1 protein-coding gene is annotated in these 677 nt (G+C 68.7%); it reads left to right on the forward strand.

Features of this window, described 5'->3' with window-relative positions; genetic code table 11:
* Positions 1-677 (forward strand): MATE family efflux transporter (locus MOV75_RS40795; RefSeq protein ID WP_247008512.1); only part of this gene is annotated, 677 nt, incomplete at both ends.

Consider the following 677-nt stretch of genomic DNA (forward strand, 5'->3'; position numbering starts at 1 on the left):
TGATCCGCCGCTCCTTGCGCGTCGGGCTGTGGGTCGCGCTGTTGATCTCGCTGCCGATGATGGCCTCGCCGCTCTACGGCGAGCAGATCCTGCTCGCGCTCGGACAGGCGCCGCAGTCCGCCGCGCTTGCCCAGCGCTATCTGAATGGCCTCGCCTGGGGCATCGCGCCGGCACTCGGCTTCATTGCGGTGCGCAGCATGATGAGCGCGGTGAACCGGCCGCAGCCGCCGCTGTGGATCACGCTCGCGGCGATCCCGGTCAATGCCGCGCTGGTCTATGCCCTGATCCACGGTCTGTTCGGCCTGCCGGAGCTCGGCCTGTTCGGCGCGGGATTTGCGACCACGATGGTCAACCTCGGCACGTTCGTCGCGGTGCTCGCCATCGCGGGGCTGCGCAAGCCGTTTTCGGACTACCGCCCGCTCGCCCGCTTCTGGCGGATCGACTGGCCACTGATGCGCCAGCTGATCGCGATCGGCGCGCCGATCTCGTTTTCGCTGCTGCTGGAATATGGCCTGTTCTCCTCGGCCGCGCTGCTGATGGGATTGATCTCGACTGCCGCGATTGCCGCGCATCAGATCGCGCTGCAGATCACCGCCGTGCTGTTCATGGTGCCGCTCGGCATCGGCATGGCGGCGACGGTGCGGGTCGGCCACGCCTTCGGCCGCGGCGAACCGGCG

Origin of the sequence: Bradyrhizobium sp. PRIMUS42, assembly GCF_023006515.1 — a bacterium.
In the GTDB taxonomy this organism is placed as follows: Bacteria; Pseudomonadota; Alphaproteobacteria; order Rhizobiales; family Xanthobacteraceae; genus Bradyrhizobium.